Raw genomic sequence first — 21,250 nt, forward strand, 5'->3', positions numbered from 1 at the left:
TCCCTACCGGCGCGCGGTCGCGCCGCGTATCTAGTCTGCCTCAGGTCACGCGCTCGTGGCTAACCCGCGTGGTCCAAGCTACCCGCAACGCCTGCGACCCGCCGCCCCGCGCTGAACCGGAGTTGCGCGGCGCCGCAACCGCAGCTACCCGCGGATCCCTTTCTTACGACGCCGCGAAATCTTCCGCAGGTCCCGCATCTTGGTTCGCACCTCGGAATCCCGCGAAGTGAAATCCCGGTAGATCTCGCGCACCGGTTCATCAAGATCGTAAACGCCGCGATCCGCCCGGGTTTTCGCATTCGATTCGGGCACGAGGAAAGCCTCCACCCAGCGCGAACGCGACGAAGAATCCACGAAAATTGCCTTGATAAACAGGGTGAGCGGAACAGCAAGAATAGTTCCGAGCGGCCCGAGCACCACCGCCCAGAACAGCAGCGACAGGAAAGTGACGGTAGTAGATAGTCCCACCGCATCCCCCACGATCTTCGGCTGCAGCACGCCCTGAATCGTGACATTAAGGAAGGTGAAAATCACCAGAATCCACAGCGCGGTGGCCGGCCCACTATCCACCAGGCCCATGAGCGCCGGCGGAATCACGCCGAGGATGAAACCAATATTCGGAATGTAATTCGTAACAAAGGTCCACAGCGCCCAGGCCAGTGCCAACGGAATCCCCAACCACATCATGACGAAATAATTGAGGGTGGAGACCAGCAACCCGAAGAGGGTGGCCACCAGCCAGTATTGGCGCACCCGCCCTTCGAAGGAGGCCAGGGCACGGTAGAGATCCGGATCGTGATCGCGCACGATATGGGCGCGCGCCGGCACGGACAGCGTGTCAATCGTGATGAAGAAAATCGCGAGCGCCAGCACAAACATGAGGCTCCCCACGCTCATGAGCGCCCCGGACGCCTGGCTGAGCAGCGAAATAATCGTGTCCATATTGAGCACGTCGCCCAGGCGCTGGCTGAGCTGATCGGTGCTGAGCCCCAAGCTTTCCAGCCAGGTCATGGTGTCCTGGAAAAGCTTCGTGAATTTATCTTCGTAGCTCATGAGGGTGCGCGGCAGCCCGGCCAGGGACCACGCCGTCAAACCCACCACCGCGAGGAGCACCACCACAATAATGGAGACGGTCAGCGTTCCGGACAGCCACCGCGGCACGTGGTGGCGCAGCAGCAGGCGGTGTACCGGGCGCACCGTCAGCACCAGGGTGAGGGCCAGGAACACCGGCCCCACAAAATCGTGAATGAGGTAGAGACCCACGCAGACGATGGTGAGGAGCGCCGCCGCGTGCAGCAGCTTCACCCCGAAATCCCCGCCGCTACTCCCGTCCGCACCGCGCCCGGCCTCCGAGTTCCCAGAGCCGCTTTGGTCACCGCCGCCGGAATTCTCCGCATCGCTTACCTTTCCCAAGGCCGACGACGCCGCCCCTCCGGCGCTCTCCTCACCGCCACTATCGCTACCCGCCCGGGAGCCAGCAACCTGGGTGGGCAGGGTGTTAATAGCCTGGGCAATACGATCACGTGGAATATCACCTGGTCGAGTGGCGGCCATAGGATCCTCCGTCCTGGTGGGAGTCCCGGTGGCGGATGCGCGCCGGGTCATTTACTTCTTATCTTGCCAGTTTTCCACACCCCGCACGGAGGTCCCACGCCCCGCAGGAAAGTACCGCGCGGGCCGCGGTGGCGTCGTCGTACTAAAAACGCGGCGGCACGGGCGAAACCGCGGCAGCTAGAACGGAACCACCGCAGTTAGCGCGGAATAGCCGCGGCTAGGGCGTGACCGGGGTGGGCCGCCCGCCGCTGGAACGCACGAAAAGCGCATAAGCTCCCGCCACGCACCACACCATGACGATGAGGGCAAGCTGCACCCCGCACGACCACCCGATGGTCGGCAATACGAGAATCGCCACCCCGGCCGCGATGCATTCGGAAATATTGAATAGCACATCGTAAATGGAGAAAGCGCGGCCGCGGAAAGTATCCGCGGTATCGGATTGCACGATGGTATCCACCGCGATTTTGGCGCCCTGCACCCCGATCCCGAAAATAAACAGCCCGACCATCACCCAGGTCAGGTTCGTGGTGGCCGCGATGATCGCCTGCCCGGCGGTGCCGCCCACCAAGGCGCACACCACCCACCAGCTCGGGCTCATGCGTTCGTGGGCGAGGGGCGTGAGGATAATCGACATCCCGTGCCCCAGCACCATCATGCCGAGCAGCATGCCGAAGTAGGCGATGCCGGCATCGGCATTGGCCGGGTCGGCGTAGAGGTTGCGACCAGCCAGCACGATGGTGATGAACTGCATTCCGTAAACGAAGCGGTGCAGGGACATGGTGGTGAGGGCCGCGGCCGGGGTGCGCCGGGCAATAAGGTAGCGCAGCGCCGCCACGAGGTCGCGCGCCGCCGCCACAAGTGCGGTGCCGAAAGAACCGCGCGGGCGGGTGTGCGGACCCAGCTCATCGCGCCCCAGCAGGCTCGCTACCCCGGATCCGGCCAGGTAGAGCACCAGTGCGCACACCAGCGCCCCCACTTTTTGCATCGCTTCCCCGGGTAGCGCCAAGCGTAGGAAGAAAGCCAGAATCGCGCCCAGCGCGGTGGAGGCACCCCCGAGGGTCGGCACCAGGGAATTCGCCACGAGGAGCCGCTCGCGCGATTCCACCACGTTCGGCAGCCCCGCGCTCATGCACGCGAGGAGAATCCGGTTGAGGCCGAGGGTGACGAGGGCGAGCACGTAAGTGAGCCACACGATATTCGCCAAGGTGGTGACCACTAGCGCCGCCGCGAGCCCAGCCCGGATCTGGTTGCCGTACACCAGGATCTGGCGGCGGCGCCACCGATCAATAAAAGGACCGGTGAAAGGCCCCACCAGGGAGAAGGGCAGCAGCAGCACCACGAGGGAAAGTGCCACCCCGTGCACATCCGCGCTCGCGGCCGGGTTGAAGAAGAAAAGCGAGGCCAGGCCGATTTGGAACATGCCGTCGCCGCATTGGGTGACGAGCCGGACTGAGAGCAGCTTGAGGAATCCTCGCGAACGGGCCAGGGAGCGCAGATCGCCAACGAGTTTCACTGGGCGTCCCACCATTCCAGCAGGCGCTTTTCGGCTTCTTCCACACCCAGCGGGCCTTCGTCCAGGCGCAGGGAGAGCAGGTACTGGCGGGCTTTACCCACCTGCGGGCCGGGCTCAAGGCCGAGCAGCTCCATAATGCGGGTTCCGTCAATATCGGGGCGCACCGCCTCGAGTTCCTCGCGTTCACGCAGCTCAATAATGCGGCGTTCTAGTTCGTCATTCGCGGCGTGCAGCCGCGCCACCCGGCGCCGGTTCTGGGAGGTGATATCGGCGCGGATAAGGCGCAGCAGGCGCGGGAGGAGCTCCCCGGCATCGCGCACGAAACGCCGCACCGCGCTATCGGTCCAGTCGTGTTCGCCAAATCCGAAAGCCCGCAGGTGCAGCTCGACTAGCCGCGCCACGCTTTTCGTCGTCGTTTTATCAAAACGCAGTTCGCGCATGCGCGCACGGGTCATTTTCGCGCCCACCACATCGTGGTGGCGGAACGTGACCGAACCGTCGCTTTCGAAACGGCGGGTGGCCGGCTTGCCGATATCGTGGAAAAGCGCGGCCAGGCGCAAAATGAGATCCGGCCCGGGCACCTCCTCATCTTCCAGCGCGATCGCGTTATCCACCACCTGGAGGGTGTGCTGGTACACGTCCTTGTGGCGATGCTGGGCGTCCACGGTATCGGTGAGCGCCGCGATTTCGGGCAGCACGCGCTCGGCCACCCCGGTGTACACCAGCAGCTCAATGCCGCGGCGCGGGGCGGGCGCGGTCATGAGGCGTTCCAGTTCGGCGCGGATGCGTTCCTGGGAGACGATCTCCAAGCGCTCGGCGTAATCGGCCATGGCCCGCAGCACATCGGGGGCCACGTCAAAACGCAGCTGCGCGGCGAAACGCGCGGCCCGCATGATCCGCAGCGGATCGTCATCGAAGGATTGCGCGGCCGTGACGGGGGTGCGCAGCTGCCCGGCGAGGAGGTCATCCACCCCGCCGCACGGATCCACCAGTTCCAGGCTGGGCAGCCGCACCGCCATCGCGTTGACGGTGAAATCGCGCCGGGTGAGGTCACCTTCGAGGTTGTCACCGAAATCCACATCGGGTTTGCGCGAACCGATGGTGTACGTATCGGAGCGGTACGTTGTTACTTCGACGACGACGTCACCGCGCCGCGCCCCCACCGTGCCAAATTCACGCCCGATATCCCAGGTGGTTCCCCAGTGGGCCAGGAGTTTTTCGGTGGTTTCCGGGCGCGCCGAGGTAGTCAAATCAAAGTCGTGAATGGGGGCACCGAGGAAAGCATCACGAACCGGGCCGCCCACGAGGGCCAATTCTTCGCCGTGATCTGAGAAGATAGAAGCTAGTTGCAAGATGTCGTCCGGGAGATTCGCCAGGGCGCGCTGGCCTGCCAGGAGCAGGAGAGCGCGGCGCTGGCCCGGAGGCATATCGTCCGTTGTTGGAGTCTTCGGAGTCTGTTGAGAAGTGGTCACCCTTAAAGGTTGCCACATCCGGGGGCTCTGACCGTTAGTTGTAGTGTTAGAGGTATGTCGAAGTCAGCACCGTTGCCCTCCAAGTTTGGGGGCCGTAGATCCTGGAGGCGCGCCGCTGCCGTGCACCAGGCCTCTGCGCGGCGCCATTCGCTTCCGGTGGTGAACGAAACGAGTGCGGGGGGAATCGTGATCGGGGTGCGCGGCGGGAAGGCCTATGTGGCCGTTATCGCGCGGCGCAACCGTGGCGGGCGGCTGGAGTGGTGCCTCCCCAAGGGGCACCTGGAAGGTAATGAAACGCCCGAAGAAGCGGCCGTGCGGGAAATTGCGGAGGAAACCGGGATTACCGGGCGGGTGCTTATGCATTTAGCCACCATTGATTACTGGTTCTCCGGCACCAACCACCGCGTCCATAAAGTTGTCCACCACTTTTTATTGGAGGGGATCACCGGGCATATCACCGTTGATAACGATCCGGATCACGAAGCCGAAAAGGCCGAGTGGGTGCGCCTTGATCGGGTGGCATCCCGGCTCGCCTACCCCAATGAACGCCGTATCGTGGCCTCGGCCCGCGCGATTCTCGCGGGGGAGGAATGATGTGGCGGGGTGCTCTTGCCGGGGCTGTGGCTGCCTGGGTGCCGCTAAGCGCTTGGGTGCCGCTAGGCGCGCAAGCCCTGCCCGCGCAGGTTCTACCCGCGCGCCCGGCGGCCGCCCCCAGCGTGGACATCGTGGACGTGGGCGCCCCGGTTCTCGGTAAGGACGCCACCCTCACCCTCACCGCCACCGTGACGAATTCCACCACGGAAACCCGCCATCTCAACTCGGTCTCGCTCTATATCCAGCGCTATGTGCCGTCCTCGCGCAGCGCGGTGCTGAGCTTCATGCGCGCGGAGCCCGCCGGCTTGGCCCTCTACGACACCCTCACCCCCGATGCGGATCTTGCACCCGGAACCTCCACCCGCGTCACCTTTTCGGTTCCGCGGGAGCGGATTCCCGCCGAGTGGGGACCGCGCGGGGTCCAGGTCAGTGCCGTGGTGGATGGGGAAACGGCAACGGACCGTAGTTTTATTGTCACCGCTCCCGGCGACGACGCCGCGCCTGCCCCCATCAGTGCAATTGTGCCGGTCACGCGCTCCCTGAGCGATGTGAGCAGCACCCCGGCCCTCGAGGAGCAGGTCTACACCAGCCTGACCGCACCCGCGCCCGGGGCCAGCCCGCAGCCGCAGGCCACACCACCGGCACCCTCAGCTCCGGCCGGAACGGCCACTCCTTCGCCCACCACACCTTCCGCCACCTCGGGAAGCCTCGCCGCACCGAGTGTCACCTCAGCTTCCAACCCGGCCGCGAGCGCCGCGCCTTCCGCGCCGGCAGCATCCCAGGGGGCGAGTGCCCCAGCTGCGCCGTCGGCCCCAAGCACCGCACCTAGTTCTTCACCAACGGCTTCGGCTCCAAGTTCCGCATCGGAGGCCGAGCGGCTACCCCATCGCTTGAGCACCCTGGAATATTTTGCCCACCCTGGTGTGAGTGCCGCCGTCGATCCGCTTCTTATCGGGGGCGATCCGGAGCGGGCCGCGCTGCGCAATTTTGAATCTGCGGCCGGGACCAGCGTGTTCTTCGGTTTGGGCGCGGACGTGGATGCCGCGGCGCTCACCCATGCCGGGCGTGCGGATAAGCTCGCCCTGGCACGGCAAGACGCGGTGCAGGCGGCGCAGGCTTCCGGCTTCGCGGCGCGTTCGGATATTGCGGTAACGGCGCTGGGCGTGGACCGGGCCACCGCGCGGGCGCTGCGCGATGCGGGAGTCGCGGCGCTCATCACTACCGATGTGGATGCGACGCACGCCTCCTGGCTCAGCCCGAGCGGGCGGGTGAATATTCCGCTCGACGCGGAGGGGAATAAAACGTGTTCTTTGCGTGAAGCTCACGGTGCCGGCGCAGAAGGCGCGGGCCTTGCGGATGCGGATTCCGGAACCGCCACAAACGAAGCTACGGCCGATTCGGGTGAAATTGCAACGGGTCCGGATGAAGCCGCGGCACTGCGTGCGGACGGCGTGCTCTCTGCCCTGGTGCAGGGATATCTGCCCAGCTCAGATGAGGCAAATGTACTAGCCTCCGGAGGTGGGGAAGGTTTGCCGGAAGCCGCCGGGAGCCGCCTCTCCGCCATTGATGCCCGCCAAACGGCCCTCGCGCTCTCGGCAGCTACCTACCGGGAGCTACCCGCCGCACCGCGCGCCCAGGTGGTGCTGGTGGACCGGCCGGAAAGCGGGGCGCTGGCGCGGGCCGGTGCTTTGCCGGATCGCGATATCGGGGCCGCGCTCGGGGCTCTCACGAGCGCGCCGTGGCTGGCGCCCACCGCGGCCGGTGATCTTCTTGAGAAACCGGCGGCCGAGTGCGCCCAGCTTCCCGAGGAGCGCGTGCTGCCCGGGGAGATTTCCGCGGCGCAGCTGGCCCGGGGTGATGCGCACGTCACCACAATTTCCACCACGGCCTCTCTGACTCCGAGGCCCGCAGATATAACCGGACCCGTCACCCATCACGCCGCGCAACTGGCAGGGGTGGCGCTGCGCGACCACCACGAGCAACGCGAGGAACTCGCCACGCAGCTCAAGCAGCTGGCCGAGGAGATGTCCGGTGCCGTCACGGTCCAGCCCTCCTCCACAATCAATATCATTTCGGAAAGTGCGGATCTGCCCGTGCACGTGCATAATTCCCTTCCCGTTCCGGTGGGCGCGGTGGTGGAATTGCGCGCCGAAGATTTCCGCATCGTGCCCTCCGATCCCGTTGCGGCAACGATTCCGCCGGCTGCCTCGGTGACGGTAGCGGTGCCGGTGCAGGCTTCCGGCTCGGGGAATGTCACGGTGACGGCCGCGGTGACCGATCCGGTGGGTACGCCGATCGGTGCGGTGCAGGATATTAATGTGCGGGTGCGCGCCGGGTGGGAAACCACGGGGACGTATATTATTGGCGCCCTGCTCGCGGTGCTTTTGCTCGGCGGGATCGCGCGCAGTCTGCGCAGCGGGCGGCGTTCGGGCGGCGTCGACCCTGAAAAACATCTCCACAATTTACGTGAGGCTAGCGCGGCGGAAGAAGCCGGGCCGCGCGCCGTCGATAAACTGCGCGAGGAACACGAAATACCATAGGAGTAATGTGGCCGCGAGGCACGGCAAGGAGGAACTGTGAGCGCCATCGGAACCAGGGGCATGACTCTCGCCGGTCGCTACCGCCTGGAGAATTTGTACGAAGAGCAACTCGATATTGCGGGTACCGAGCAGTGGTACGCCGTGGATGATGCGCTTGGCACCGCGGTGCGGGTGCTGCTCATCGGGGATATTCCCACGCGCGCGGATGCGCTGGACGCGGCACGGCGCACCGGGCTGCTTGACGACGCGCATATTGTGCGCACACTTTCCGTCGGCGAAAATTTCGTGGTGAGCGAGATCCCGCTGGGCACCTCACTTACCGGCTATGTGCACGGGGAGGGTTTCGCGCCCGAGCAAGCCAAGGCCGTGGTGTGTGAACTCGCCGCGATCCTCACCCAGGTATCCGGGCGCGGTATGCGGCATTTGCGCATCACGCCTTCGCGGGTGCGGGTGGGCGATGCCGGGGATGTGTACCTGGACGGCATCGGTATTGACGCTGCTCTGGCCGGTGCGCGCACGGATGAATACGATCCGGCCAGTCTCAATAACGCCGAGGCCGCGGACCTGGTGCTTTTCTTGGCGACCTTGCTCGAAGGCGCGCAGGCGGATGAAACTACACTCGAGGCGCTGGCGCGCGATGATTCCCTGCCCGATGATATTCGGGAGGTTTTCCGGCGCACGCTTTCCCCCGAACGTCTGCTTTCCCCCGGGGAAGTACTGCGCAGCCTCGTCCCCTTCAATCGGCCTGACCTGCGTGAATTCCCCACTCCGGTACTCGTGGCGCCGCAGCTGCCCGGCGGCGGGGATTCCCGTTTCGGTTTCGATCCGCTGGGCGGGCACGTACGCGGGGGCGCGATTGGCCGCGTCACCTTGGGTTCCAGTCACGTTTCCTTCGGCGCCGCTGATTCTGAGCACGACGACGCCGCAGCTGCCACCGATGCATCCGGCGCGGCGGGGGACTTTGGCGAGGCAGCTGATCTTCCTGAAACGGGCGAACGCTCCGCTGATACTGGCGAGATATCCGATGATCCTGGCGAGCCGGCCGAAACCGGCGAACCGTCCGAAGCTCATGAGACTCCCGTTGCTCCCTCCGCCGCATCGGCCTCCTCCGCTATTGGATCCCAGGAATTGGATCCCGAAGGTGTGTCCGGAGCGAATTTCGAGGGTGACGTTGATACCGAATTAGGTATTACCGCAGCTCCGGAGGTGGAGCTCCACCCGCAGTGGGTCTCCCCGGAGGAATTCCGCGATGAAGAAACCGAGGTAAACACTGCTCACCCCGATCGGGGAGAAACGAAAACTGAGGAAACTCCCGCAGTCCACATTGATAGCCACAGTGCTAACAATGTCGCTGGCGGCGACGTCGCCCAGGATCCCGCAACACCGCGATTCCAGCCGCATTTCCCCTCGTTACGCGAAGCGGAACGTGAGCTGGAAGAATACGAACGCGAGGCTGCGGAACAGGAAGCTGCCGAACGTGCCCGTACTGAGCGCGATGCCACCCAATATGAAAGCGCAGAGGGTGAAGCCGCTGCTCAGGAACATGATCGCGATACCGCACCCACGGTTGCCTTAAACAGTGTTCACAGTGCGGCGAGCCCGCAGCGTCGTTCCATTATGAACGTTGGAGATGACGAGGAAAGCGGGTCATCCCGGGGAAGTGATACGTCCCCGAGAAGTGCAGCGGCAACTACATCCGCAGCCACGGTCGCGCCCGCCGCAATCACCCGGCCACCATCCGCTACCTCTCATCACTCTGCCCCGGCCGCGCCCCGTATTCACCCGATTTCCGAGGTCGCGCGCGCGAGCGGAGCGCCGGCAAAAGTTGCCGCCCGCACCCGCGGAGATCGCAAGCCGGCCACCCGGCCACCCGCTCCTTCGCGGCCGATTATCACCGACGAGGAAAATGGGCGGGATCTCGGATCGCGTATCTTCGACTCCTCCAAGCTCATCGTTGCGGGCGCCATTGCCCTGGTCGCAGTGGCTTTGTACTTTGCTGTGACCACTTTCTTCCGGCCCACGGACGTGTCCACCCGGCCGCCGGTTATTTCTGCCGCGCCCACAGCTTCGGCCAATCCGCAGGCTTCGGAAGGCCAGGGTGCCCAGCCGAGTGCGAGCGCCACGCCCAACTCCACAACGCCGCAGATTGTTTCAGCGAATCTTCTTAACCCGCAGAAGAGTGAAGCTGACGAAGACTACCCGCAGACGCTTCCACTCGCCATCGATAAGAATCCGGCGACGGAATGGGCCAGCTGGGAATACCTGCGAAATCCAAAATTTGGCTTGCTCAAAGAGGGGATGGGGATAGAGCTGCGGCTGGCGAAGCCGTCCACCGTCAAGGAAGTTACTTTGCAGTTGAGCGGCCAGGGTGGACATGTGCAGTGGCGTGACACCACCGCGGATCAACCCAGCGGCGGCACCGTTGTGTACGAAGGCCCCATGAGCGCGAAAACAACGCTTACTGCACCGACGCCGGTAAACAGTGATCACGTGGTGCTGTGGTTCACGGAGCTGCCCAAGAACGCAGCGGGGCAGTTCAAGCTGCAGATTTCCGAAATCAGCGTGAAGTAAGCGGTGTTTACAGTCGGTGTTTACAACCGGCTGGGAATAGCTGCACATCCCGGGACGTTGTACCCAATGATGTGCCCGATGGGGAGCGGTGTGCTCGCGCAACGCGGCACACTCACTCGTAAAAACACAGGAGAAATATGACCGAGAGCGATATTCGTGACGTCATCATCGTCGGATCCGGACCGGCGGGCTGGACCGCTGCGCTGTACACCGCACGCGCGGGTCTCAAGCCGCTGGTAATCGGCGGTGCCATTGATGCCGGCGGCGCACTTATGACCACCACCGAGGTGGAAAACTACCCGGGTTTCCCGGATGGAATCTTCGGCCCGGACCTTATGGCTAATATGCAGCAGCAGGCCGAAAAATTCGGTGCCGAAATGGAGTACGACGACGCCCTCTCCATGGACCTGAGCGGCGATGTCAAAATCGTGCGCACTGAGGAATCCGAATTCCGGGCCCGTACGGTTATCCTGGCCCTCGGATCGGCCTACAAGAAGCTCGGTCTGGATGGCGAGACCATGTTCGCCTCCCGCGGGGTTTCCTACTGCGCCACCTGTGATGGATTCTTCTTCAAAGACCAGGAAATTGCCGTGGTGGGCGGCGGGGACAGCGCAGTTACGGATGCTCTCTTCCTTACCCGTTTCGCCACCAAGGTACATGTCATCCACCGCCGCGACGAGCTGCGCGCCTCGAAGATTATGGCGGACCGCCTCCTGGCCAACCCCAAGATCGTGATGCACTGGAATAGTGAAGTCACGGATATTCGCGGGGAAGACGGCGGATCCATGAACGCTATTACTCTCCACAACAACGTGACCGGAGAAGATTCGAATCTCGATGTGACCGGCCTTTTCGTTGCCATTGGTCACCTACCTCGTACGGACGTCCTTGGCGGTCAGCTTGAGTTGGACGACGACGGCTATATCGTCGTGAACCACCCGCACACCGAAACCTCGGTTCCCGGAGTTTTCGCCTGCGGGGATGTCGTGGATCGGTACTACCGCCAGGCTATTTCCGCAGCTGGCACCGGGTGCCGGGCGGCTCTCGATGCGGAACGCTACCTCGAGAACCTTGCGGCCCAGCAGGCTGCCGCAGCTGGTGGTGCGGCGTAACTCTTGTGATGGGAGCGCTACGGAACTTCCACGGTGAGAATTCCGCGTAATTCAGCGCGGATACCGCTCATTTTATTATTTCGAACCGGCGAGGTGGATTTCTGATCCGCCTCGCCGGTTCACGTTTAGGATGGTGGAGCTAGGGTTTCTACCCGCTAGGCCGGAAGGAGGCACCATGCCCAGGTATCGACCTGAGGTTCCTACGTTGCTGCTCTACACGGCTTCGTGGGTTCCCTATGATCGGCCAATGCGCGTGATTTTCGAGGAGAGCGTCGTCGACCTTCATCGTTTAATGCCGGACGTAAGCTTCGACGCGTGGTGCGTCAACCTCGATGTTCTTACCCAGCCACCCGTGGGCCCGCGGCGCGGTTACGAAACCACCGCTGCTGCTGGAGCGGGCGCTGTGACTCAGCATATTCTGCCCGGTGGCGCTCCGGAGCATCAGATCGATTTTTCGGAGCTCTCCGCGGAAGTAACCCGCGCAATTCAGCATGCTCTGGGTTATGACGGTATTGATCCCGCGGAAGGTAGGCCTGTGAGTGGTTGCCCCGCGGATAGTGACCCTACGGATAGTGACCCTGCGAATGCCGGTTCCGCCGATACTTGCACGTCGAATCCGTGGGAGGAAGTCGCTGCTTTCATTCCGCGGCTCGAGTGGCTGCCAACCTTGCTTCTTGTGCACCAGGGCAGGGAATATGCACGCTTTGCGGGGTTGGTTCCTAAACTCGAGATCCGCGCTGAACTTCTGGCACAACTCCCGGGCCTCGGGGACTCGTGAAACTCCCCAAACTCGCGGGATCCGAATAAGCGTGGAGCTGACAGACACCTTTCTTTGCGGGTACGCTACTGCCCCATAGGACTCACACGCCTGGACTGCGGTAGCTCCGCGGTAGTCCCCCGCATTGGTCCCGCGATTGAGTGATGCGTGAAGCACACCGGCGAACATTGTTTTATCGCGGCCGCGAGCGTGGCACACTTAGTGTGTTAAAAGAGAAGGAGAACGTATGGGCGAGCAGCACGCCGGTCCCGGATTTACCAGACTTGATCCATGGTACAATGTCTATGCTGATCGAGCTTTAGGAATGAAGCAATCTGAGGTTCGTCAGCTTTTCGCGGTTGCAAATCGCCCCGAGGTTGTGTCTCTTGCTGGGGGAATGCCTAATATTAGCGGGCTACCTTTAGACTTCCTCGCGGAAATGACCGCACGGCTCATCCGTAATAACGGAGCTAAAATGCTACAGTACGGCGGCGGTCAGGGCACCGAAGAGCTGCGTGAAATGATCGTGGAGGTTATGCGGCCCGAAGGTATTCGCGCCCACCCGGACGACATTAATATTACGACCGGCAGCCAGCAGGCCCTCGATCTTGTTTCCCAAATCTTCATTAACCCGGGTGATGTTGTTATTGCCGAAGCGCCTTCTTATGTTGGGGCCTTGGGAACTTTCCGTGCGTACCAAGCGCATGTGGTGCACGTAGAAATGGATGCCAATGGCCTAATTCCGGAGCAACTTGAGGAAACCATCAAGGATCTGGAGGCAGTTGGGAAGCCGATCAAGTTCCTGTACACCATCCCGAATTTCCATAATCCTGCCGGTGTAAGCCAATCTGAGGAACGCCGCCGGCGCATTGCCGAAATCTGCGATAAGCACCATGTTCTTATCGTGGAAGATAATCCCTACGGTCTGCTTGGCTTTGACGGTGACCCCATTCCTGCCATCCAAACCTTCAACCCGGATGGTGTTGTATACCTGGGATCTTTCTCCAAGACCTTCGCACCGGGGTTCCGGGTGGGCTGGGCGCTGGCACCGGCTGCGCTGAGTGCTCGTCTTACTCTCGCCGCGGAAAATGCGATCCTGTGCCCGACCACTTTTGGTCAGCTCGCTATCGCGGAGTATCTGCGTACCTATGATTGGTACCAGCAGGTCAAGGAATACCGCGGTATGTACGCCGAGCGGGGCCAGGCCATGCAGGCTGCGCTCGAGAAATACATGCCCATGTGTACCTGGAATAAGCCACGCGGTGGCTTCTATACCTGGGTAAAATTACCCGGCGGCCTGAACGCGCATGAAATGCTGCCCCGCGCGGTGAAGAACCTCGTAGCGTACGTTTCCGGCACTGCCTTCTTCGCCGACGGCCAGGGTAATGACCATATGCGCCTGTCTTTCTGCTACCCCACCCCGGAACGTATTACCGAGGGCGTGCGCAGGCTCGGTGAAGTTATTAGCCAAGAAAATGATCTAGTCCAAATGTTCGGCGTGGATGATTCCTCGCCACAGGCAACGAAGTAATTCGATTGCTATCGGTTCTCATCACTGATGAGTAGAGTGAAGTCCGGAGGGAAAATGGACAATATTCTGACCGTTGCTATTCTTGCCGGTGGTCTCACGCACGAACGCGATGTATCGCTGAGTTCGGGGCGTCGGGTCGCCACGCTCCTGCGGGAAGCGGGCGCGCAGGTCAAGGTTCTCGATGTTGATGCAACCTTGCTCCAGCGCCTCAACTCCATGAATCCTACGGTGGTCTGGCCACTGGTGCACGGCGCAACCGGAGAAGACGGAGCTCTTCAAGATCTGCTTTCTCTCAGTGGGTACCGTTTCGTAGGATCGACGGCGAACGCCGCTCGCATCGCCTCTAATAAAACAGTTGCTCAATCACTTTTGCGCCACGCCGGGCTTGCTGTTCCCTGGTCGGTTAGCTTCCCGGAAGCTCTTTTCCGAGAAGTCGGGGTCGCGCCTATTCTTGATCTTCTCGGGGAACGCTATGAGTTCCCGCTGGTAGTGAAGCCGAATTTGGGTGGATCAGCGCTGGGAGTAACTATCGTTGATAAGCCGGGGGACCTCCCCCGCGCAATGGTCGATTGCTTTGCTTACGGGGAAGAAGCGCATGTCGAAACCTTTATCGATGGAACTGAGGTTTCTGTTTCGGTTATTGATGGAGCCGATGGACCTATCGCGCTTCCTCCGGTCGAAATTGAAACCGATGGGCCTTATGATTACGACGCGCGCTACTTCGCCGGTCGTGCTAAGTACTATGTACCGGCTCGTCTTTCTGATGAGGAAAACGCTCGGGTTACGGAGGCCGCACTCACAGCACATACCACCCTCCGACTTCGCGATGTGTCCCGAATCGACCTGATCCTGAAAGATGGTGCGCCGTACGTCATCGACGTTAATATTGCACCGGGAATGACGGAGACGTCGCTACTTCCCCAAGCTGTCGAAGCATATGCAAGGGAAAATGGAACCAGTCCCGAATCGCTTTACCTGCAAATCCTGCACCGTGCAGCGGATCGAGATGTCAGCGAACCGGAAGATCTCCCCGATATGGCGAAGTAGCGCGCATAGCAACTTCAGGAGAATCCCCAAGCAGCGGGCAATGTTTCACGTGAAACATTGCCCGCTTTCTACTCCTTAGAGCAAAGTACTCTCCTGGAGGAAGATTTTTACACGCTAAGATCCGGTTGAAGTTATCGTTCGAACTATGTACAGCTGGGTAATTTCCATATCGTTGACAGTGAGTCACGCTTGGAGCGGTATTCTGGACTATTTTTCGATCGTGCTGACAGCGTCATTAACACGCGGATCTAACTTGCCCTGGCCACTATAATGTTTCACGTGAAACGTCCTAAAACAGGATCCTCCCGTCCTAGTGTTCGCAGTTTCGCTATTTCCCAACTACCGCCACACTATTTACAGCACATGCAAGCAACGCCGTCTCATCACAAAATGGGGCAATGTTTCACGTGAAACATTGCCCCGTAATCCACAAGACCAACAAACAACCTGTTACTAGATATCTTTCCCTTCAGGAATATCTACACCTGTCACATCCGGTGCCAGCACACTCAGAATACGATTGAGATCCTCAAGGGAACCAAAGTCGATGCGCATGGTTCCCTTTGTACGACCCATATCCACTTTCACGCGAGTATTGAGCCTATCTCCAAGTTGCGTTGCTACCGAACTTAATTCGTTTTCATAACGCTTGACCCGAACTCGGCGCGCGGAAGCTGGGGTCGACTCATCCCCGAGGGCAACGATTTCCTCAACCGCTCGAACAGAAAGTCCTTCTGCCACAATCCGCTGCGCGAGCCGTTCCATTGCGCCAGCGTCTGCGAGACCAAGAAGGGCACGCGCGTGCCCGGACGAGAGTACACCTGCTGCAACACGCCGCTGCACCAAAGCGGGGAGCTTCAGAAGTCGTAGCGTATTGGTGATCTGCGGCCGTGAACGTGCAATCCTCTTCGCAAGCTCATCTTGGGTGCATTGGAAATCCTCGAGTAGTTGCTGATATGCAGCTGCTTCTTCCAAAGGATTAAGATCCGCCCGATGTAAATTCTCGAGAAGCGCATCGCGGAGCAGGTCCTCATCTGAGGTACGCCGAATAATTGCCGGAATATGAGTTAAGCCAGCCCGCTGGGTCGCCCTCCAACGCCGCTCGCCCATAATGAGTTCGTAACGTGCCTCGGGGTGATTATCCAAAGGCTTACTGAGCGGGCGAATGACAATAGGTTGTAGAACTCCTACTTCCTTAATGGACTGTGAGAGTTCCTCTAAATCATCATCGTCGAAATTGGTGCGGGGTTGGGAGCGATTGGGGACAATGACACTCACGTCAATCTCGCCGTAGGTGGCACCCGGAACTACAACAAGATCATCATCCGATGTTTCACGTGAAACATTGCGCGCCTCAGCTACAGCGGTCCCTGCGGTTGTCAAGCTTTCCATAGTCTGCTCGGCTGTTACATCCTTAGACTCTGCACTAGCACTCTTAGCCTGGACTGCTCCGCTATTAGCTTCAGATTTCTTACCGGCCACTTTTTTCTTAGATGGGCCGGTCGACGATTTCGAAGCCGCATGCTGAGAACCGCCCGATGTTTCACGTGAAACATTTTCTCCTACCGGACCATATCCAAGATCAAGGGGATTGGGCTCGTCGCGATGAGAACGCTCATTCTGCTGAGAATCCTCTTTCTCCCTCGCGCCTTCGTCCTTCCTCTTCGTAGTTCCAAAAAAGATATCGATGGGACTCTCGGTATTCTCCGCCTGTTCCGGTGGAATGAGGGCACCGAGTCCACTACCTAAACCACGCCGTTTGCGAGTTGCCACGATGGATCCTAACTATGAGAGAGCTGAAAATTCTTTTGCCGCCGCAAGATACGCAATAGCAGCCCGATTTCGGGGGTCGTGGGTGAGCACACTCTTCCCAAAAGACGGGGCCTCCGCAGCGGCCACAGATCGAGGAATCTCCGTATGAAGTACCCGATCACCAAAGTGTGCCCGAACTTCTTCCGATACGTCTTTCGCCAGATTTGTACGAGTATCGACCATCGTCACGATAAAAGCCGAGATATGCAACTTCTCATTCCGAGACGAGCGTACGTCTTCAACCGTCTGCACCAATTGCGCCACACCCTGCAGGGCATAAAACTCCGCCTGAATCGGGACCAGGACCTCATCAGCAGCCACCAGCGCACTCACCGGCAACAGCGCCATACTCGGCGGGCAATCAATAAAGACGAAGTCAAAAGCTTTGCCCTGCGCCGCGAAACTATCCATTGTTTCCCGGATCGCGTCCCGTAAAATAGAATAACGCCCCGGAACCTGGCCTAATTCAAAATCAACGGCCGCCAAGGTGATGCTCGAGGGTGCCACGTAAAGATTCGGAATATCCTCGAGTTGAATAAGAACATCCTCAAGCCGCGCTTCGCCCTTAAAAACTTCGTAAACGTCAGTGCGTTCTTCCCTCGGACTAATACCCAAGCCGGTTGAAGCATTCCCCTGCGCATCCGCATCAACCAGCAAAACCCGCATACCATTAAGAGCGAGGGCAGCCGCCATATTCACAGCAGTGGTGGTTTTACCGACACCACCCTTTTGGTTCGTCACCGCAATAACGCGAGTGTGCGCCGGCTTCTGGAATTTACTCGCTTTTACCTTCTTGAGGCGCTTAAAATCCTCCCGAAGTTCGCGGGCAATCGGAGTGTCCCGATCCTGTGGTGCAGGCGAAGGTGCCGAACTCGGCGCAGCACGACGTCCAACTTTTTTGCGGGGATCACTCATAAATAACGCCCTCCTTACTTCAGAATATTCTAGCCGGTATTAGGGCGTCTCTGTGCCGCCGTCATCTGCGTCACGTACGTTATCCACAACGACCACATATAACGAACATTTGTTCGATATACCCGGCGAAACCGACACGCGTTCCACTCGTTACTTGGCCACACGCCTAAGTGGTGAGGCGCGCTAAGGTAGCTACCTACGACGCCTTTTTCACCACTTCTACTACCCGAGTAACCTCATCCGTCCCGAAGGGAACTACCGCATGAACCGCGACCTCCATAGCTCCGTAACGCTGCAATTGCGCTGCGGCGTCGTCAATTTCTTGCGCGGCACGCTCACCCTTGAGAGCCACCAACCGGCCCCCGGGTTTAACCAGCGGCATCGTCCACGGCAGTAGTTTTTTGAGAGCCGCCACCGCCCGGGCAGTCACAATATCCGCAGCGAAACGGCCTTTGAGCTGTTCAGCACGGGCGGTCCGCACCTTCACGTTCCGCAAACCTAATTCGCTCACCACGTAGCGTAACCATTCGGTTCGCCGTTCCATGGATTCGATCAGGGTCACGGTAACATCTGGCCGCACAATTGCCAGTACGATTCCGGGGAAACCGGCGCCGGAACCCACATCTCCCACCGTGGCTTTGGCCGGGATGAACTCCTCAATAGCTAGGGAATTGAGCAAGTGCCGGGACCACAAGCGGCCCAGTTCGCGCGGACCCACCAGTCCGCGCACCTCGCCTTCTTCTTCAAGCAGGCGCGCAAAATGAAGCAAGGTTCCCCATGTCGCCGTACCGAAATATTCGGCACCGGCGGCAGGAGGAACCTCGATCATCGGATGTTCTTCCGCCATATATGCGTATTAATCCTCGCCTTAATCCTCATCCGCGGGCTTGATGACCACGTGACGCCCCGCGCCTACACCCTCGGAATCGGAAACGAGTCCGGCAGCGGCAGCAGCATCGTGCACCACCTTGCGCTCGAAGGGATTCATGGGATCGAGTTCGATCTCGTCGCCGGTTTCCTGTACCTCGCGGATCGCTTCCGCGGCGATTTCCTCAATCTTGGCGCGCCGCTCATCGCGGTACCCCGCAATATCCAACATGAGGCGCGAGCGTTCCCCGGTCTTTTCCTGAACCGCGAGGCGGGTTAGATCCTGGAGTGCATTAAGAGTGGCACCGTGCCGGCCCACCAAGCGCCGCAGCCGCTCATCAGCTTCCCCTTCGGTAACAATGGCGATCGTGGCACGATCTTCGTCAATCGAGATATCAATATCGCCGTCGAGATCAGCAATATCCAGCAGTTCTTCGAGGTAGTCAGCCGCAATATCGCCTTCGCGATCAAGCTTCTTAATATCCTCAGACGTTTCGCTCATTCTTTCTCCTGGTATCCGGGGGATCCCCTTCTGGGGCTGCCAAGATTTTGCGCAACCCGTCCGTTCCTTTTCTTTGACTAAGTTTAGCTTGTTCTACGCCGGTAGCCGGGTGTTATTTCCCGCGGTTTTTCTTATTCTTCTTGGCGCGGGCGCGAGCCCGTTCGGCCTGGCGGCGCTCGTAGCGCTTGCGGGCGCGTTCTTCATCCGTCAAACCATCTTTACCGACGGCAGGCTTATCGTCATCGTCCTCATCCTCCGGACGCGGCAGATACGCATCCGGGCTTAGCCCGGCTTTCTTCGCGCGTTCCTTGCTCATCGGCTGGTAACGCTGGCCGCCCTTCTGCTCTTCGGCTTCCAGTTCGGCGATTTCCTCATCGGTAAGCCCCTTGCGCTTGCGCTTTTCCAGGATGCGTTTTTCGCGTTCGATATAGGCCCGCGAACCGGGAGTGGGGTTGTGGCGAATGAACCAGCTCTGCTGGCACATATTCCAGAGGTTACCGGCACACCAGTAGATGAGCACGCCCACCGGGAATACCGCACCGGAGAACACGTAAATCAGCGGCATGCCATAAAGCATCATGCGCTGCATGCGCAGGGCTGCGTTATTCGGATCCTTTTGTTCCGGCATATTCTTCGTCATGAGCTGACGCTGCGTCCAGAACATACTGACGATCATGATGACAACCAGAACGACGGCGACAATCCGCACCTGGGTGGCATTAGCAAATTGTCCTGCGGTGGAAATAGTGGCGGACATCGGGGCGCCAAAGAAGGTGGTGTCTTCGAAATCCTGCGCAACCGACTGCGTAATCGGCCCGATGGGGCCACGCTTACCCGTCGCAATGGAGGGGAAGTTAATAAGCACCCGATACAGGGAGAAGAGAATCGGCATCTGCACGAGCATGGGCCAGCACGATGCCATGGGGGAGGCCCCGTGTTTGCGGTAGAGCGCCTGCAGTTCTTCCTGCTGACGCTGCATGGACACCTGGTCCCGCTTTCCCTTGTACTTCTTCTGCAGCTTCTGGATATCGGGTTGCAGCACCTGCATTGCCCGGGAAGCGCGAATCTGCCGGTTATACAGCGGCAAGATGAGCAGACGAACCACAATGGTCAGACCGATAATGGCGCATACCCAGGCCGGCCCGGCGCCCTGGTTCATACCCAGGAGTACGAGGCCTTCATGGATGCCGTACATCACCCACGAGACCGCCCACATAAAGGGAGCGAGAATTGTATCCACTTAGTTTCTCCTCACGCTGCTGGGCGATCCTGGCTGGGATTGCCCGTAGCGTTGTTCTTATCGTCTAACGCGTCTTCTTTGGCGTAAAGCTCGAGAAGCTCATCTTGGTCCAATGGTTTCTTTGGCCACTGACCCGGTGGTGGCACTCTATCTACGCCGCCCTTCGTCAACGGGTTGCACCGTAGCAAGCGCCACACGGTTAAAAGTGTACCTTTGCCGGTCCCGTGAATCTGTATGGCTTGTATCGCATAGGCCGAACAGCTCGGTGCGTAGCGGCACCGCGGGGGACGCGCGGCTGAGATTGTGCGTTGGTACCAGCGCACCGCTCGTACCAGCATGCTTTCTTTGCGTCGTTCTTCCGTTTCTCCGTTTTCCCGCGCCGGTGTCATGGGTTGCTCACCAGCCGGGAACGGTGCGCGCGTGCCTTGGCGAGCGCTCGGTCCACATCGGCACCGAGTTGCGCGCTGCTGCTTCCCGCCGCGGCGGGAAAAGCGCGAACGACGACGAGATCGCCGTCGTCAAAAAAACTTAGGCGGGCACGCATAAGATGGCGCAGTTGCCGGTATACCCGATGCCGCACCACGGAATTTCCCACGGCTTTGGATACGACAAAACCGACCCGCACAGGGTGAGGGCCGGTTAGGGTCGATTCCGACTGGGAGCCGAGGATGACTTGGACGCGCCGCGCAGAGCCGCGCGTTCCGGAAAAGGCCGAGTCGAAATCCGCCGAACTCCGCATGCGGTGAACGGCTGGAAGCATTTACTGAGCCGAAATCTTGGCGCGACCCTTGCGACGGCGAGCTGCCAGAACAGCGCGACCCGCGCGGGTCGACATGCGCTTGCGGAAACCGTGTACCTTAGCGCGACGGCGATTATTCGGCTGGAAAGTCCGCTTAACCACGGTGATCCCCTCCACTAGATATTGACGGGCTTATCCACAAGCGGTGGCGGCCCTTCTTGACAAATAACGCGCGGCTGAACCACGCATGGACTAGATGACTTTACGCGAGATCGGGCCGATGAGTCAAAGGTTTTTAGCGTGCGGTGACCGTTATCTCAAGGATGATCACTGTGAGAAAACACGTACCAAAGCAATTTTTTCGACCTATGCACATCTGTGGAAAAGATTGAGGATAGGTTTTTAAGGCTCCACAGCGCGCAAGTGACCTGTGAATAACAGGGATGTAATTTCCACAGGTGTGGAGAAGCCTGTGGATAAC

At 60.2% G+C, this 21,250-nt stretch carries 18 protein-coding genes; 7 read left to right on the forward strand and 11 right to left on the reverse strand.

Annotated features, from left to right (window positions below):
• Positions 1–144: 144 nt before the first annotated feature.
• The 3 genes from HMPREF9237_RS01935 to HMPREF9237_RS01945 all read right to left on the reverse strand — a co-directional run bounded on the left by HMPREF9237_RS01935 (position 145) and on the right by HMPREF9237_RS01945 (position 4,560).
• Positions 145–1,554 (reverse strand): AI-2E family transporter, encoded by a 1,410-nt coding sequence (locus HMPREF9237_RS01935; protein ID WP_016442037.1) that lies wholly within the window; start codon positions 1,552–1,554, stop codon positions 145–147.
• 217 nt (positions 1,555–1,771) lie between these two features.
• Entirely contained in the window at positions 1,772–3,070 is a 1,299-nt protein-coding gene (locus tag HMPREF9237_RS01940; protein WP_016442038.1) for an MFS transporter, read from the reverse strand.
• Positions 3,067–4,560 carry a CCA tRNA nucleotidyltransferase gene (locus HMPREF9237_RS01945; protein WP_016442039.1) on the reverse strand — a complete coding sequence of 498 codons (1,494 nt, stop codon included), beginning with the start codon at positions 4,558–4,560 and terminating at the stop codon, positions 3,067–3,069. Before HMPREF9237_RS01945 ends, HMPREF9237_RS01940 begins: the two co-directional genes overlap by 4 nt.
• Positions 4,561–4,662: 102 nt before the next feature.
• Between HMPREF9237_RS01945 and HMPREF9237_RS01950 the strand changes: the two genes are divergently transcribed.
• The 7 genes from HMPREF9237_RS01950 to HMPREF9237_RS01980 all read left to right on the forward strand — a co-directional run bounded on the left by HMPREF9237_RS01950 (position 4,663) and on the right by HMPREF9237_RS01980 (position 14,694).
• Positions 4,663–5,136 carry an NUDIX hydrolase gene (locus tag HMPREF9237_RS01950; RefSeq protein WP_016442040.1) on the forward strand — a complete coding sequence of 158 codons (474 nt, stop codon included), beginning with the start codon at positions 4,663–4,665 and terminating at the stop codon, positions 5,134–5,136.
• On the forward strand, positions 5,133–7,676 hold the full coding sequence (locus HMPREF9237_RS01955; RefSeq protein ID WP_155875776.1) for a DUF6049 family protein: 2,544 nt from the start codon (positions 5,133–5,135) through the stop codon (positions 7,674–7,676). Before HMPREF9237_RS01950 ends, HMPREF9237_RS01955 begins: the two co-directional genes overlap by 4 nt.
• Before the next feature lie 36 nt (positions 7,677–7,712).
• A complete protein-coding gene (locus HMPREF9237_RS01960; RefSeq protein WP_016442042.1) occupies positions 7,713–10,247 on the forward strand; it encodes a hypothetical protein in 2,535 nt (844 codons plus the stop codon).
• Positions 10,248–10,384: 137 nt separating this feature from the next.
• Positions 10,385–11,359 carry a thioredoxin-disulfide reductase gene (gene trxB / locus HMPREF9237_RS01965; protein ID WP_016442043.1) on the forward strand — a complete coding sequence of 325 codons (975 nt, stop codon included), beginning with the start codon at positions 10,385–10,387 and terminating at the stop codon, positions 11,357–11,359.
• 175 nt (positions 11,360–11,534) lie between these two features.
• On the forward strand, positions 11,535–12,137 hold the full coding sequence (locus tag HMPREF9237_RS01970) for a hypothetical protein (RefSeq protein WP_016442044.1): 603 nt from the start codon (positions 11,535–11,537) through the stop codon (positions 12,135–12,137).
• Positions 12,138–12,363: 226 nt separating this feature from the next.
• Entirely contained in the window at positions 12,364–13,647 is a 1,284-nt protein-coding gene (locus tag HMPREF9237_RS01975; RefSeq protein WP_016442045.1) for a PLP-dependent aminotransferase family protein, read from the forward strand.
• A gap of 54 nt (positions 13,648–13,701) precedes the next feature.
• On the forward strand, positions 13,702–14,694 hold the full coding sequence (locus tag HMPREF9237_RS01980) for a D-alanine--D-alanine ligase family protein (RefSeq protein WP_016442046.1): 993 nt from the start codon (positions 13,702–13,704) through the stop codon (positions 14,692–14,694).
• A 453-nt stretch (positions 14,695–15,147) separates the two neighbouring features.
• On the opposite strand, the gene HMPREF9237_RS01985 is transcribed toward HMPREF9237_RS01980, so the two are convergent.
• The 8 genes from HMPREF9237_RS01985 to rpmH form a co-directional block, all read right to left on the reverse strand.
• Positions 15,148–16,467 (reverse strand): ParB/RepB/Spo0J family partition protein, encoded by a 1,320-nt coding sequence (locus HMPREF9237_RS01985; protein WP_016442047.1) that lies wholly within the window; start codon positions 16,465–16,467, stop codon positions 15,148–15,150.
• Between the two features lie 12 nt (positions 16,468–16,479).
• Positions 16,480–17,421: a ParA family protein gene (locus tag HMPREF9237_RS01990; RefSeq protein ID WP_016442048.1), complete on the reverse strand. Its 942-nt coding sequence runs from the start codon at positions 17,419–17,421 to the stop codon at positions 16,480–16,482.
• A gap of 196 nt (positions 17,422–17,617) precedes the next feature.
• On the reverse strand, positions 17,618–18,268 hold the full coding sequence (gene rsmG / locus HMPREF9237_RS01995; RefSeq protein WP_039898197.1) for a 16S rRNA (guanine(527)-N(7))-methyltransferase RsmG: 651 nt from the start codon (positions 18,266–18,268) through the stop codon (positions 17,618–17,620).
• Positions 18,269–18,289: 21 nt separating this feature from the next.
• Positions 18,290–18,790 carry a protein jag gene (locus HMPREF9237_RS02000; RefSeq protein WP_016442050.1) on the reverse strand — a complete coding sequence of 167 codons (501 nt, stop codon included), beginning with the start codon at positions 18,788–18,790 and terminating at the stop codon, positions 18,290–18,292.
• A gap of 112 nt (positions 18,791–18,902) precedes the next feature.
• Positions 18,903–20,030 carry a membrane protein insertase YidC gene (gene yidC, locus HMPREF9237_RS02005; RefSeq protein ID WP_016442051.1) on the reverse strand — a complete coding sequence of 376 codons (1,128 nt, stop codon included), beginning with the start codon at positions 20,028–20,030 and terminating at the stop codon, positions 18,903–18,905.
• A gap of 11 nt (positions 20,031–20,041) precedes the next feature.
• On the reverse strand, positions 20,042–20,419 hold the full coding sequence (gene yidD, locus HMPREF9237_RS09165; RefSeq protein ID WP_081637278.1) for a membrane protein insertion efficiency factor YidD: 378 nt from the start codon (positions 20,417–20,419) through the stop codon (positions 20,042–20,044).
• Positions 20,416–20,790, reverse strand: a complete 375-nt coding sequence (rnpA, locus tag HMPREF9237_RS09875) for a ribonuclease P protein component (RefSeq protein WP_016442052.1) — start codon at positions 20,788–20,790, stop codon at positions 20,416–20,418. Before rnpA ends, yidD begins: the two co-directional genes overlap by 4 nt.
• Positions 20,791–20,931, reverse strand: coding sequence for a 50S ribosomal protein L34 (rpmH, locus tag HMPREF9237_RS02015; RefSeq protein ID WP_039898524.1), 141 nt, complete (start codon positions 20,929–20,931; stop codon positions 20,791–20,793).
• Between the last annotated feature and the right edge of the window lie 319 nt (positions 20,932–21,250).

Origin of the sequence: Actinotignum schaalii FB123-CNA-2 (assembly GCF_000411135.1) — a bacterium.
Classification (GTDB): Bacteria; Actinomycetota; Actinomycetes; order Actinomycetales; family Actinomycetaceae; genus Actinotignum; species Actinotignum schaalii_A.